Annotated in this window: 12 protein-coding genes; 5 read left to right on the plus strand and 7 right to left on the minus strand. The window is 70.4% G+C overall.

Annotated elements, in window-relative coordinates:
- Positions 1–148 precede the first annotated feature (148 nt).
- From glyA to AWC30_RS07970, 3 genes are all read left to right on the plus strand, one after another.
- Positions 149–1,435, plus strand: a complete 1,287-nt coding sequence (gene glyA, locus AWC30_RS07960) for a serine hydroxymethyltransferase (protein WP_085109645.1) — start codon at positions 149–151, stop codon at positions 1,433–1,435.
- 38 nt (positions 1,436–1,473) lie between these two features.
- Positions 1,474–2,298 carry an acyl-ACP desaturase gene (locus AWC30_RS07965; protein ID WP_085109646.1) on the plus strand — a complete coding sequence of 275 codons (825 nt, stop codon included), beginning with the start codon at positions 1,474–1,476 and terminating at the stop codon, positions 2,296–2,298.
- A 244-nt stretch (positions 2,299–2,542) separates the two neighbouring features.
- A complete protein-coding gene (locus tag AWC30_RS07970; protein WP_207568414.1) occupies positions 2,543–3,871 on the plus strand; it encodes an RNA 5'-3' helicase PhoH2 in 1,329 nt (442 codons plus the stop codon).
- Here AWC30_RS07970 and AWC30_RS07975 read toward each other — a convergent pair.
- From AWC30_RS07975 to glpX, 3 genes are all read right to left on the minus strand, one after another.
- Complete coding sequence (locus AWC30_RS07975) at positions 3,858–4,940, minus strand: hypothetical protein (RefSeq protein WP_085109723.1); 1,083 nt, start codon at positions 4,938–4,940, stop codon at positions 3,858–3,860. The genes AWC30_RS07970 and AWC30_RS07975 overlap by 14 nt on opposite strands.
- A 108-nt stretch (positions 4,941–5,048) precedes the next feature.
- Complete coding sequence (locus AWC30_RS07980) at positions 5,049–6,455, minus strand: class II fumarate hydratase (protein WP_085109647.1); 1,407 nt, start codon at positions 6,453–6,455, stop codon at positions 5,049–5,051.
- 28 nt (positions 6,456–6,483) lie between these two features.
- Complete coding sequence (glpX, locus tag AWC30_RS07985) at positions 6,484–7,545, minus strand: class II fructose-bisphosphatase (protein ID WP_207568411.1); 1,062 nt, start codon at positions 7,543–7,545, stop codon at positions 6,484–6,486.
- A 41-nt stretch (positions 7,546–7,586) separates the two neighbouring features.
- Here glpX and AWC30_RS07990 point away from each other — a divergent pair, with 41 nt between their 5' ends.
- Positions 7,587–8,222, plus strand: coding sequence for a DUF4245 domain-containing protein (locus tag AWC30_RS07990; protein WP_085109648.1), 636 nt, complete (start codon positions 7,587–7,589; stop codon positions 8,220–8,222).
- A gap of 4 nt (positions 8,223–8,226) precedes the next feature.
- On the opposite strand, the gene AWC30_RS07995 is transcribed toward AWC30_RS07990, so the two are convergent.
- Positions 8,227–9,378 carry an AI-2E family transporter gene (locus AWC30_RS07995; RefSeq protein ID WP_085109725.1) on the minus strand — a complete coding sequence of 384 codons (1,152 nt, stop codon included), beginning with the start codon at positions 9,376–9,378 and terminating at the stop codon, positions 8,227–8,229.
- A 202-nt stretch (positions 9,379–9,580) separates the two neighbouring features.
- On the opposite strand from AWC30_RS07995, the gene AWC30_RS08000 reads away from it, so the two are divergent.
- The gene (locus AWC30_RS08000) at positions 9,581–10,453 is read left to right on the plus strand and encodes an SDR family NAD(P)-dependent oxidoreductase (RefSeq protein ID WP_234807985.1); all 873 of its coding nucleotides are present in this window, start codon (positions 9,581–9,583) and stop codon (positions 10,451–10,453) included.
- A gap of 13 nt (positions 10,454–10,466) precedes the next feature.
- On the opposite strand, the gene AWC30_RS08005 is transcribed toward AWC30_RS08000, so the two are convergent.
- From AWC30_RS08005 to xseA, 3 genes are read right to left on the minus strand one after another with little or no spacing between them, the layout of a single operon-like run.
- Positions 10,467–11,585, minus strand: coding sequence for a 3-beta-hydroxysteroid dehydrogenase (locus tag AWC30_RS08005; protein ID WP_085109649.1), 1,119 nt, complete (start codon positions 11,583–11,585; stop codon positions 10,467–10,469).
- Positions 11,586–11,634: 49 nt separating this feature from the next.
- A complete protein-coding gene (locus AWC30_RS08010; protein WP_085109650.1) occupies positions 11,635–11,886 on the minus strand; it encodes an exodeoxyribonuclease VII small subunit in 252 nt (83 codons plus the stop codon).
- Positions 11,876–13,123 (minus strand): exodeoxyribonuclease VII large subunit, encoded by a 1,248-nt coding sequence (xseA, locus tag AWC30_RS08015; protein ID WP_085109651.1) that lies wholly within the window; start codon positions 13,121–13,123, stop codon positions 11,876–11,878. Before xseA ends, AWC30_RS08010 begins: the two co-directional genes overlap by 11 nt.
- Positions 13,124–13,128: the final 5 nt, after the last annotated feature.

A 13,128-nucleotide genomic window follows, 5' to 3' on the forward strand; every position in this document is an offset into this window, starting at 1 on the left:
CGAGCGGCGCCGGGACGGCCGGACACGCTCTTTCGGCGCCCCGGGGGCGTCCCGCCGGGGCCGGTGGCTGCTTTCGACCGGGCGGTCCGCCCGTGACAGACTGGAGGGCGTGACCGCTGCATCCCACGCCCCATCCGACACCTCCGTGATGTCGGCCTCGTTGGCCGAGGTCGACCCCGACATCGCCGATCTGCTCGGCAAGGAACTGGGCCGCCAGCGCGACACCCTGGAGATGATCGCCTCGGAGAACTTCGTGCCGCGGGCGGTGCTGCAGGCCCAGGGCAGCGTGCTGACCAACAAGTACGCCGAGGGCCTGCCCGGCCGGCGCTACTACGGCGGGTGCGAATACGTCGACGTGGTGGAGAACATCGCCCGCGACCGCGCCAAGGAGCTGTTCGGCGCCGAGTTCGCCAACGTGCAGCCGCACGCGGGAGCGCAGGCCAACGCCGCGGTGCTGCACGCGCTCATGAACCCCGGCGACCGGCTGCTGGGCCTGGACCTGGCCAATGGCGGCCACCTGACCCACGGGATGCGGCTGAACTTCTCCGGCAAGCTGTATGAGACCGCCTTCTACGGCGTGGACCCGGCCACCCACCTCGTCGACATGGACGCGGTGCGGGCCCAGGCCCGCGAGTTCCGGCCCAAGGTGCTCATCGCCGGCTGGTCGGCCTACCCCCGGATCCTCGACTTCGAGGCGTTCCGCTCCATCGCCGACGAGGTGGAGGCCACCCTGTGGGTCGACATGGCGCACTTCGCGGGGCTGGTGGCGGCCGGGCTGCACCCCTCACCGGTGCCGCACGCCCAGCTGGTGTCCACCACCGTGCACAAGACCCTCGGCGGGCCGCGCTCCGGACTGATCCTGGGCAAGAAGGACTTCGCCAAACAGATCAACTCGGCGGTCTTCCCCGGTCAGCAGGGCGGCCCGCTGATGCACGTCATCGCCGCCAAGGCCGTCGCCCTCAAGATCGCCGGCACCCCGGCGTTCGCCGAACGCCAGCAGCGGACCCTGACCGGGGCGCGCATCATCGCCGAGCGGTTGCTGGCCGACGACGTCGCCAAGGCGGGCGTGTCGGTGGTCAGCGGCGGCACCGACGTGCACCTGGTGCTGGTGGACCTGCGCGACTCGCCGCTGGACGGCCAGATGGCCGAGGACCTGCTGCACCGGGTGGGCATCACGGTCAACCGCAACGCGGTGCCCAACGACCCGCGCCCGCCGATGGTCACCTCCGGGCTGCGGATCGGCACTCCGGCGCTGGCCACCCGAGGGTTCGGCGAGACCGAATTCCGCGAGGTCGCCGACATCATCGCGGCCGCGTTGGCGGCCGGTGAGGGCGCCGACGTGGACGGTCTTCGGGCCCGGGTTACCAAGCTGGCCAGGGACTTCCCGCTCTACGACGGGCTGGAGGATTGGCCGCTGGTGGGCCGACACGCCTGAATTTCACATTTGACGTAAACCTCGGTTACAGTTACCTCATGGCACAGAAACCTGTCGCTAACGCGTTGACGCTCGAACTCGACCCGGTGGTCGGGGAGAACTACGACCGGCACCTCGACACCGAGGAGACCTGGTACGCCCACGATTACGTGCCGTTCGAGCAGGGCGAGAACTTCGCGTTCCTGGGCGGCCGCGACTGGGAGCCGGCGCAGGCGTCGCTGCCGCGCACGGTCACCGACGCGTGCGAGATCCTGCTGATCATGAAGGACACCCTCGCCAGTTACCACCGGGAACTGGTGGAGCACTTCATCCTCGAGGACAACTGGGCCAACTGGATCGGCCGGTGGACCGCCGAGGAGCACCTGCACGCGATCGCGCTGCGCGAGTACCTGGTGGTGACCCGCGAGATCGATCCGACGGCCAACGAGAACGTCCGCGTCGAGCATGTGATGAAGGGCTACCGGGCCGAGCGGCTCAGCCAGATCGAGACCCTGGTCTTCATGACGTACTTCGAGCGGTCCCATGCGGTGTTCTGCCGCAACCTGCGTGCCCAGGTCGAGGAGCCGGTGCTCAACGGGCTCATCGACCGGATCACCAGGGACGAGGAACGGCACGAGGAGTTCTTCGCCAACCTGGTGACGCACTGCCTGGAGAGCCACCGCGATGAGACGATCGCCGCGATCGCCTCGCAGGCCGCGGCAGCGGAGGTCATCGGCGCCGACATCGACGCCTACCAGGACAAGGTCGCCAAGATGGCCGAGGCAGGCATCTTCGGACCCGAGCAACTGCGCCAGGTGATCTCGGAGCGGATCACCGCATGGGGCGTGGCCGACCACCCCGATCTGGCCCAGTACGTTTCCTGACCCACGCCGCCGCCCGGTCGGCTCCGGCGTGGCACGGCGCGCCTGCGCTGCGGCGACGCGGTAGCGGGGGTAGCGTCGCAGTCGATGGCTAGCGACCTGCTCTGCTATCCGGGCGACACCTTCGAAGAGTGGACCGGCCCCGGTCCTGGTGCCGCGCCCCGCGTCGACACGCTCGCGGGGGGTCGCGCGAGCCATCCCCCTGGAGCGCTTCGTGACTGATTCGCCGTCGGTTCCTCAGAGCACCATCCGCAGCTACGTCATCGACACCTCGGTGCTGCTCTCCGACCCGTGGGCGTGTACCCGGTTCGCCGAGCACGAGGTGATCGTGCCGCTGGTGGTGATCAGCGAACTGGAGGCCAAACGCCACCACCACGAGCTGGGCTGGTTCGCCCGACAGGCGCTGCGGCTCTTCGACGACCTGCGGTTGCAGCACGGCCGGCTCGACCAGCCGGTCCCGATCGGGACCGAAGGCGGCACCCTGCACGTCGAACTCAACCACAGCGACCCTGCGGTGCTGCCGGCCGGATTCCGCACGGACAGCAACGATTCGCGCATCCTCACCTGCGCCGCCAATCTGGCCGCCGAGGGCCGCCGGGTCACCCTGGTCAGCAAGGACATCCCACTGCGGGTGAAGGCGTCCGCGGTGGGGCTGGCCGCCGACGAGTACCACGCGCAGGACGTCATCACCTCCGGCTGGACCGGAATGGCCGAACTCGAGGCGGCGCCCGAAGACATCGACACGTTGTTCGCCGAGGGTGAGGCCGACCTGGCGGAGGCGCGGGACCTGCCCTGCCACACCGGGGTTCGGCTGCTCGGCGGCGGTTCGCATGCGCTGGGGCGGGTCAACGCCGACAAGCGGGTGCAACTGGTCCGCGGCGACCGGGAGGTGTTCGGGCTGCGGGGCCGCTCCGCGGAGCAGCGGGTCGCACTGGATCTGCTGCTCGACGAATCGGTGGGCATCGTCTCGCTGGGCGGCAAGGCGGGCACCGGGAAATCCGCGTTGGCGCTGTGCGCCGGACTGGAAGCCGTGCTGGAGCGGCGCACCCAACGCAAGGTGGTGGTGTTCCGGCCGCTCTACGCCGTCGGCGGTCAGGAACTGGGATACCTGCCGGGCAGCGAGAACGACAAGATGGGGCCGTGGGCGCAGGCCGTCTTCGACACCCTGGAGGGGTTGGCCAGCGCGGCGGTGCTCGACGAGGTGCTCTCCCGCGGCATGCTGGAAGTGCTTCCGCTGACCCACATCCGGGGACGGTCGCTGCACGACTCGTTCGTGATCGTCGACGAGGCGCAGTCGCTGGAACGCAACGTCCTGCTGACCGTGCTGTCGCGTCTCGGGGCCGGTTCCCGGGTGGTGCTGACCCACGACGTCGCCCAACGCGACAACCTGCGGGTCGGTCGCCACGACGGGGTCGCCGCGGTGATCGAGAAGCTCAAGGGCCACCCGCTGTTCGCCCACATCACCCTGGTGCGCAGCGAGCGCTCACCGATCGCCGCGCTGGTCACCGAGATGCTCGAGGAGATCTGCGTCGACCCGGCGCTGAACGCCCCGCCGGGCCGATTCAGCGGCCGCTGACCTTCAGCGCGTCGATGATCTTCTGCACCTGGTCGTGACTGTCGCTGTCACCGATCGGCGTGGTGGCCACGAAGAACGTCACCGGATCGGTTTTGACGGTGATGATCACCAGGTTGTCCCCGGGGATCCCGCGGGTGGTGTCGGCGATGGTGACCTCGGCCTCCACCCGCTCGGCCTCCACCCCGTCGACCTTGATCGCGGATTTGGTGGGCGTGCCGAGGGTCGGCGACGCGCCCGCGAACCCCGGCCCGTCGGCGACGCAGGTCAGCAGCTTCGACGCCTGATCGGCGAGGCTCATGCTCGGCACGAAGTTGGTGACCCCGACCATCGCCTCCATCATCCAGTCCTCGGCGTCGGCGACCTCGCGGATCACCCCGACCACGTCGATGGCGTTGGGCAGGGTGGCGTCGGCGGCCGGCGCCCAGCCGGGGGCCGCGCTGAGCGGGAAGCCCAGCTGGCCGGCCTGCGCCATCGAGCCGGTCAGGCTGCCGCCGGAGACGTTTTCGGTGCAGTCGGTGGCGGTCTGTTCACCGCTGGCCGGCGCTGAGGTCGACGGGCTGGTCGACGGTGTGCTGCTCGCGGTCGACGGCGTCAGCGGCGGCTGCGAGACCGGGGAGGAGGTGATCAGCGACGGGGTGGCCGTGTTGGTGGTGTCGTCGCCGCGCAGCGCGAAGATCACCGCCACCGCCAGGATCGCGACGACCAGGACCGCCGCGATGGCGCCGATCACCCACGGGGTGCGCGACTTGCGCGGCGGCGGACCCACCGGGCCCGACGGCCCGGTCGGGTACGGGCTGCCCGGTGGGTAGCCGGGGTACTGGCCGCCCGGCGGGTAGGACGGGTAACCGCCCGGTGGCGGATACTGACCCGCCGGTGGCGGGGTCTGGTAGTACTGCGTCTCGGCGTAGGGGTCGGCAGGCGGCTGCTGTCCGGGTGGCGGCTGGTTGCCCCAGGCGGGATCCTGCCCGTAAGGGTTCTGCCCGTAAGGGTTCTGCCCGTACGGGTCCTGGCCGTAGGGGTTCTGGCCGTAGGGATCCTGGCCGTACGGGCCGCCGGGGGGAGCCGTCATCGCGGTACCGCCTTCACTGTCGTCATCCGAGGGCACCAGCCCCCGGGTATCCGTCGAGGTTCACGTTAGCGCGACGACAGGCCGGCCCGGCCCGCATGCACCGGGGCGTCAGTCGTCTTTGACCTTGGCCATCGCCAGCACGTCGAGCCGACGATCCAACTCCTCCTCGGAGAGCTTCTCGCCGATCAGGCCGCGGTCGATGACCGTCTGCCGGATGGTCTTGCGCTCCTTGAGCGCCTCCTTGGCCACCGCGGCGGCCTCCTCGTAGCCGATCGCGGAGTTCAGCGGCGTCACGATCGACGGGCTGGACTCGGCCTGCTGGCGCATGTGCTCCTCGTTGGCCACCAGCCCGACGATGCAGCGCTGGGCGAACAGCCGCGAGACGTTGGCCAGCAGCGTGAACGACTCCAGCACGTTGCGGGCCATCATCGGGATGTAGACGTTCAGCTCGAACGCGCCGCCCGCTCCGCCCCAGGCGACCGCGGCGTCGTTGCCGACCACCTGGGCCGCCACCTGGGTGACCGCCTCCGGCAGCACCGGGTTGACCTTGCCCGGCATGATCGAGCTGCCCGGCTGCAGGTCCGGCAGCTGGATCTCGGCCAGCCCGGTCAGCGGCCCGGACCCCATCCAGCGCACGTCGTTGGCGATCTTGGTCAGCGACACCGCGATCGTGCGCAGCGCACCGGAGGCCTCGACCAGCCCGTCGCGGGCGGCCTGCGCCTCGAACGAGTTCGCCGCGGGCCGCAGTTCGCTGATCCCGGTGTCGGCGACCAGCACCTCGACCACCTTGGGGCCGAACCCGTCCGGGGCGTTGAGCCCGGTGCCCACAGCGGTGCCGCCGATCGCCAGCTCGCCCAGCCGCGGCAGGCAGGCGCGGACCCGCTCCACCCCGGCCTCGATCTGGCGGGCGTAGCCGGAGAACTCCTGGCCCAAGGTCACCGGGACCGCATCCATCAGGTGGGTGCGGCCGGACTTGACCACGGTGCGCCACTGCTGGGCCTTCTCGGCCAGCGCGGTGTGCAGTTCCTGCAGCGCCGGGATCAGGTCGCGCACCGCGGCCTCGGTGGCCGCGATGTGAGTGGCGGTCGGGAAGGTGTCGTTGGACGACTGCGACATGTTGACGTCGTCGTTGGGGTGCACGGTGACACCGTTGGCCGCGGCGATCGAGGCGATCACCTCGTTGGTGTTCATGTTGGAGCTGGTGCCCGAACCGGTCTGGAACACATCGATCGGGAACTGGTCGTCGTGTCGGCCCTCGGCGATCTCGGCCGCGGCGGCGACGATCGCGTCGGCCTTCTCGGCGGCCAGCAGCCCCAGGTCCTTGTTGACCTGGGCGCAGGCGCCCTTCAGCAGCCCGAGCGCGCGGATCTGGGTGCGCTCCAGCGGCCGGTGGGAGATCGGGAAGTTCTCCACCGCGCGCTGGGTCTGGGCGCGCCACAGCGCGCTGGCGGGCACCCGGACCTCGCCCATGGTGTCGTGTTCGATGCGGTATTCGGAGTCGGCGCTGTCGGCCATCGGTGGGTAACCTCGCTGGGTCGGTGGGTCAGGGCAGGGGGTAGGCGGCTTTGGCGTCGCCGCTGAAGTCGACGGCCGAATACTCGGTGAGCTTCGACAGTCGGTGATAAGCCTCGATCATCCGCACGGTGCCGGACTTCGAGCGCATCACGATCGACTGGGTGGTGCAGCCGCCCGGGTAGTAGCGCACCCCGTTGAGCAGGTCGCCGTCGGTGACGCCGGTGGCGCAGAAGAACACGTTGTCGCCGGAGACCAGGTCCTCGGTGGTCAGCACCCGGTCCAGGTCGTAGCCGGCGTCGAGGGCTTTCTGCCGTTCGGCGTCGTCGGTGGGGGCCAGTTGGGCCTGGATCGCCCCGCCCATGCAGCGGATCGCGGCGGCGGCGATGATCCCCTCGGGGGTGCCGCCGATCCCGGCGAGCAGGTCGGTGCCCGACTCCGGGCGGCACGCGGAGATCGCGCCGGCCACGTCGCCGTCGGAGATCAGCCGGATCCGGGCGCCGGTGGCGCGGACGTCGTCGATCAGCTGGGCGTGGCGGGGCCGGTCGAGGATGCACACGGTCATGTCGCGCACCGACAGGCCCTTGACCTTGGCCACCGCCTCGATGTTGACGTTGATCGGGGCCGTGATGTCCAGGACGTCGGCGGCGTCGGGGCCGACGGCGATCTTGTTCATGTAGAACACCGCCGACGGGTCGAACATCGCGCCGCGCTCGGCGACCGCCAGAACCGAGATGGCGTTGGGCATGCCCTTGCTCATCAGCGTGGTGCCGTCGATCGGGTCCACGGCGAAGTCGCAGTCCGGGCCGTCGCCGTTGCCGACCTCCTCGCCGTTGTAGAGCATCGGGGCGTGGTCCTTCTCACCCTCGCCGATGACCACGATGCCGCGCATCGACACCGAGTTGACCAGCTCACGCATCGCGTCGACGGCGGCGCCGTCGCCGCCCTCCTTGTCGCCGCGCCCCACCCAGCGGCCTGCGGCCATGGCCCCGGCCTCGGTGACCCGGACCAACTCCATCGCCAGGTTGCGGTCCGGGGGCTCCGGGCGGGACGGGCGCGCCGCGGCGCCGGGGGTTGCGGTGGCGTCAGTCATGTGCCGATTGTCCCAGAAGGGGCGGCTGGGATACTGGTCGGGTGAGTACCGAGCCACAGCCGACGCCCAAGCCCGAGAAGCCGCGGGTGCTGCAGGACGGCCGCGACATGTTCTGGTCGCTGGCGCCGCTGGTGGTGGCCTGCATCGTGCTGGCCGGGCTGGTCGGGATGTGTTCGTTCTCCCCGGGTGGGGTGCGCAGCGGCCCGGCCCCCGACTACGACGCCGCCGCGGCGTTGCGTGCCGACGCCGAGACCCTCGGGTTCCCGGTGCGGCTACCCGCGGTCCCCGAGGACTGGCACTCCAACTCCGGTGGCCGCGGCGACATCGACGGCGGGCGCACCGACCCGGCGACCGGCCAGCCGACCCGCGCGGTGCTGTCCACCGTCGGCTACCTCACCCCCACCGGCCGGTACATGGCGCTCACCCAGAGCAACGCCGACGAGGAGAAACTCGTCGGTTCGATCCGCCCGTCGCTGCACCCGACCGGCACCGTCGAGGTCGACGGCGTCGACTGGGTGGTCTACCGCGACAGCGAGACCGAACCGGTCTGGACCACCCGGATCGGCGGTCCGGGCGGCTCCGCGCAGGTCGCGATCACCGGCGCGGGTGACGAAGAGGAGTTCCGCACCTTCGCCGCAGCCGTCCAGTCCCAGGACCCGCTGCCCTGGCAGCATTAGCCGATCAGGTGCGGGCGAACCGGTCGCGTAGTTTCTGCAGCCAGGCCGGCCCGGCGGAGTCGTCCTCCTCGTCGGAGTCCCCCTCGTCGGAATCGAGTTCGACGCCCTTGTAGACGGCCAGATAGACGTTGATCGTCGTGACGATCACGATCATCAGCACCGGGCCGATCACGATGCCCCAGAAGCCGAACATGGTGATCCCGGCGAACACCGCCAACAGCATCAACGCCGGATTGAGTCGCGCGTCACGGGGCACCAGGATGGGCCGCAGCACGTTGTCGATGTTGGTCACCACCACCAGGTGGAACAGGAAGACGAACGCCCCGCCGATGATGTTGCCGAAGAACATCATCCCGATCCCGAACGGCATGGTCACGATCCCGCCGCCGAGCGGGATGATCGACAGCGCGGTCAGCAGGATCGCGAAGATGAAGAACCCGCGGTGGAAACCGCCGAGGTAGATCGAGGCGGCGCCGGCCACCCCCTGGCACAGGGCGATGACGAACTGACCGCTGACGGTGCCGCGGACCATCGAACCCATCTTGCCCAGGTACAGGTCGGTGACGTCCTCACCGAGCGGGTTGAGCCGGCGGATCAGGGTCTGGATCCGGTCGCGGTGGATCAGCAGCGCCAGGAAGACGTAGAGGAAGATGATCGCGGAGGTCACCGCGCCGGCGATGCCGCCGACCGCACCCTGCACCTGGCCCAGCAGCCACTCGCCGCCCTCCTGCCCGACCCGGACCATGCCGCTGCGCAGCATCTCCGGGGTGACCGTCACATCGACGTAGGGCAACCGGTCGAGGGTGTCGTTGACCACGGTGAGCGCCTTCTCGCCCAGCTTGTCGGGGGTGGTGTCGCCGACCCACTCGGTGACCTGATCGACCATCCGGGAGACCTGCAGGACCGCGAGCACCAGGCACCCGCCGATCGGGATGAACACGATCCCCAGCGCGGCCAGCAGCGTCGCGGTGGCCGACAGTCCGGTCGGCAGCCGGCGCTTGAGCCGGTTGAACATCGGGGTGAACAGGTAGGCGCCCACCGCAGCGACCACGATCAGCACGAAGTAGCTGCGCAGGAAGTAGGCGCCGAAGGCCAGGGCGGCCACCGTCGCCACCGCCAGCGAACGGCGTTGGGTGAGGGTGAACTCCCGGTTGATCGCCATCACGATCGGGTGCACCTCGTTTCGGCTCGGCGGATCGCACCGCGCACACTCCTGGGACATCATTTCGTGTTCGGAGGATTGCCATCAGAGGTTTGCCTCAACCGCGGTGCTCCGCGCGGGGCGGCGGCGCTTGTTAGCCTACGGCGGAACCGCTTCGGCTTCGCTCACGCGGGCCGCGACACCAGGAGAATTCCCGATGGCCGCCGGGCTGTACCCCACGGTGATGCGCCACACCATCAACGCGCTGACCCGGCCGCTGCCGATCCCGCGGCCGTTCACCCCGAGTCTGCGGGACCGGGTCGAGGGCCGGACCGTCTTCATCACCGGGGCTTCGGGCGGGCTGGGGCGTCGGCTCGCCGAACGGGTCGCCGAGGCCGGCGCGACGGTGGTGGTCACCGCGCGCCGCGGCGACGAACTCGATGAACTCGTCGACCGGATCCGCGCCGCGGGCGGGACCGCGCACGCGATCCCCGGCGACCTCGCCACGGGTGACGGCGTCGACGCGGTCGCTGCGGCGGTGCTCGACACCGTCGGCGCGCCCGACGTTTTCGTGTGCAATGCGGGTCGGTCGATCCGCCGGTCGATCGCCGACGCCGAAGACCGGCTGCACGACTACGAACGCACCATGGCCATCAACTATCTGGGCGGCGTCGGGCTCACGCTGCGATTGTTGCCCGCGATGCGCCGCCGCGGTGGCGGGCACGTGGTGCACAGTTCCTCGATCGGGGTGCCGTCGAATCTGCCGACCTTCTCGGCGTACGTCGGCTCCAAGGCCGCACTGGATGCGTTCTTCCGGATCGCGGCGATCGAAAGCCGTTCCGACGGTGTGCGATTCACCAATGTTCATCTGCCGTTGATCGACACCGATATGGCCGCCGGATCCGACTGGGACGGCTACTCCCGGCTGTCCCTCGACGAGGGCACCGACATGCTCGTCGACGCGATCCGGCGCCGCCCGCATCAGCTCAACAATCCGCTGGGCTCGCTGACCGCGCTGGCCTACGCGACGATGCCCGGTACGTTCACCCGGCTGACCAGCCGCATGCACCGCCAGGTGCACGGCGCCTGAGGCCGGGGCCGGATCACTCCGGCGGGGGAGGGGCCACGACCGTGACCGCGTGCTTGTCGGTTTCGGCCTTGACCTTCTCGAACAACTCCACGTAGTAGGGCAGGCAGCGCTGCATGGCCTGCTCGGTGGTGTAGAGCTGCTGGTAGCCGAGGTCGCGGCCGGCCTTGGCGATGGAGAAGTAGTTGTCGATGTAGAGCCGCTCCACCGCGCCGGGTTCCACCAGCGGAGCGGGCAGCCCGAACCGGTAGTGCGCCCACTGCCACGCCGCCATCGCGGCGCGCACCGGCGCGCCGGGCACCCGCAGCTTGGGGAAGGGCTGGCCGCAGGCCTCCATCACCGGTCGGGCGAACTCGAACATGTTGATCGGTTCGCCGTCGTTGATGAAGTAGGCCTGCCCGGGCGCGGTGCCGTCGGGCACCAGGTGCTCGGCGGCGAGGAGGAACCCGTGCAGCAGGTTGTCGATGTAGGAGTTGTCCAGCTTGGCGTTCTTGCCGCCGATGAGCACCTTCACCTGGCCGGAGAGCATGTTCTCGAACAGCCGACGGAACATGGTCTGGTCGCCGTCGCCCCAGATGCCCGACGGCCGGATCGCGCAGGTCAGCATGCCCGCCCCGTCGGCGGAGTTGGCGGCCAGCACGAATTTCTCGGCGGCCACCTTGGTCTCGGTGTACAGGTCGTTGTAGTCGGTGGTGTAGGGCATGGTCTCGTCGCCGTTGCGGATCCGCTTGCGTCCGCCCATCACCACGCTGTTGGAGGAGGTGTAGACGAACCGCTGCACCCCGGCCAACTGGCCGGCCTCCACCAGGTTCTTGGTGCCGTCGACGTTGATGGCGAAGCTGCGCCGGCGAATCTCGTCGGTGACCTTGGCCCCGCCGGCCAGGTCGATGATCGCGGCGGTGTGGAAGACGGTGTCGATGCCCTCGACCGCGGCGGCCACGGTTTCGGGGTTGGTGATGTCGCCTTCGAGCACCTGCAGCTTGGGGTGTTTGTCCAGCGGCGAGGCGGCCAGGTCGAACGAGCGGACCTGGTGGCCGCGTTCCAGCAGGGTCCGCACCAGGTTGGCGCCGACGAAGCCGGATCCGCCGGTGACCAGGCAGCGGCCGAGTTCGGTGGTCAGTGATGCGTCACCCATGGCGGGGAGCATAACTGAAACGCGTTCCAGGATGACGATTTCGCGGCGGTCAGTCCGCCTCGGAATCGGTGTCGCCCAATGCGTCGGCGACCCGCTGCCGGGCCCCGGCCAGATGCTCCTCACACCGTTTGGCCAGGGCTTCTCCGCGCTCCCACAGGGCCAGCGACTCGTCCAGACTCAGCCCGCCCTCCTCGAGCCGGCGCACCACGTCGATCAACTCGTCGCGGCAGTCCTCATAGCCGAGATCACTCATGGCTCTAGCCGAATCGTCGGACGCCGGGTCCGGACCCTTACTCGCCATCGCTGCTCCCCTCACTCGTCGCGGCCAGGGCGCCGTCGCCGACCCGGATGCGCAGTCGGGTCCCGGCCGGCGCATCGCGCACCGACCGCACCACGGTTGCCGCGGTGCCGTCGGCCGGCACCGCCTGGACCAGGGCGTAGCCGCGGGCCAGCGTCGCGGCCGGCCCCAGCGTGCCCAACCGGGCGCCCAGATGCTCGATCCGCTCGGTCTCCCCGGCGACCAGCCGGGTGATGTCGCGTCGGATGGCGGCCCGGGCCCGGTGCACGTCGTCGGCGCGGGCGGTCAGGGCCGACAGCGGGTCGGCGAGCACCGGGCGGCCGCGCAGCTGGGCCAGCACCCGCTGCTCGCGGGTCACCCAGTTGTGCAGCGCGCGGGCGCTGCGCCGGCGCAGGTCGTCGAGCAGTTCCTGCTCGGCGGCGGTGTCGGGCACGATCCGCTTGGCCGCGTCGGTGGGGGTGGCCGCCCGCAGGTCGGCGACCAGATCGCACAGCGGGTTGTCGGGCTCATGGCCGACGGCGCTGACCACCGGGGTGGTGCACGCGGCGATGGCGCGACAGAGGGTCTCGTCGGAGAACGGCAGCAGGTCCTCCACGCTGCCGCCGCCGCGGGCGACCACGATCACCGCCACCTGCGGGTCGGCGTCGAGGTCGCGCAGCGCCGCGACGATCTGGGCGACCGCGGTGGGGCCCTGCACCGCGGTGTTGCGGATCGCGAAACGCACCGCGGGCCAGCGCGCGGCGGCCACCGCGGTGACGTCGCGCTCGGCGGCGCTGGCACGCCCGGTGATCAACCCGACCGTGCCCGGCAGGAACGGCAGCGGTCGTTTGAGGCGCGGGTCGAACAAGCCCTCGGCGTCGAGAAGCCGGCGCAGCCGTTCGATGCGGGCCAGCAGCTCCCCGATGCCCACCGCGCGGATCTCGCTGACCCGCAGCGAGAAGGTGCCGCGACCGGTGTAGAAGTTGGGTTTGCCGTAGACCACCACCCGCGTGCCCTCGGTCAGCGGCACCGGCGCGGCGGCGACCAGATCGCGGTTGCAGGTGACGGTCAGCGACATGTCGGCGGCGGGGTCGCGCAGCACCATGAACACGGTGCGGGCCTGGGCGCGCACGTTGATCTGGGTCAGTTGCCCCTCGACCCACACCGAACCCAGGCGGTCGATCCAGCCCGCGATCCGCACGGCGGCCGCCCGAACCGGGAACGGGTGCTCGGCCGACCCGCCCTGTGCGGGTGCGGTCATCGACC

The organism is Mycolicibacillus trivialis (assembly GCF_002102395.1).
GTDB lineage: Bacteria > Actinomycetota > Actinomycetes > Mycobacteriales > Mycobacteriaceae > Mycobacterium > Mycobacterium triviale.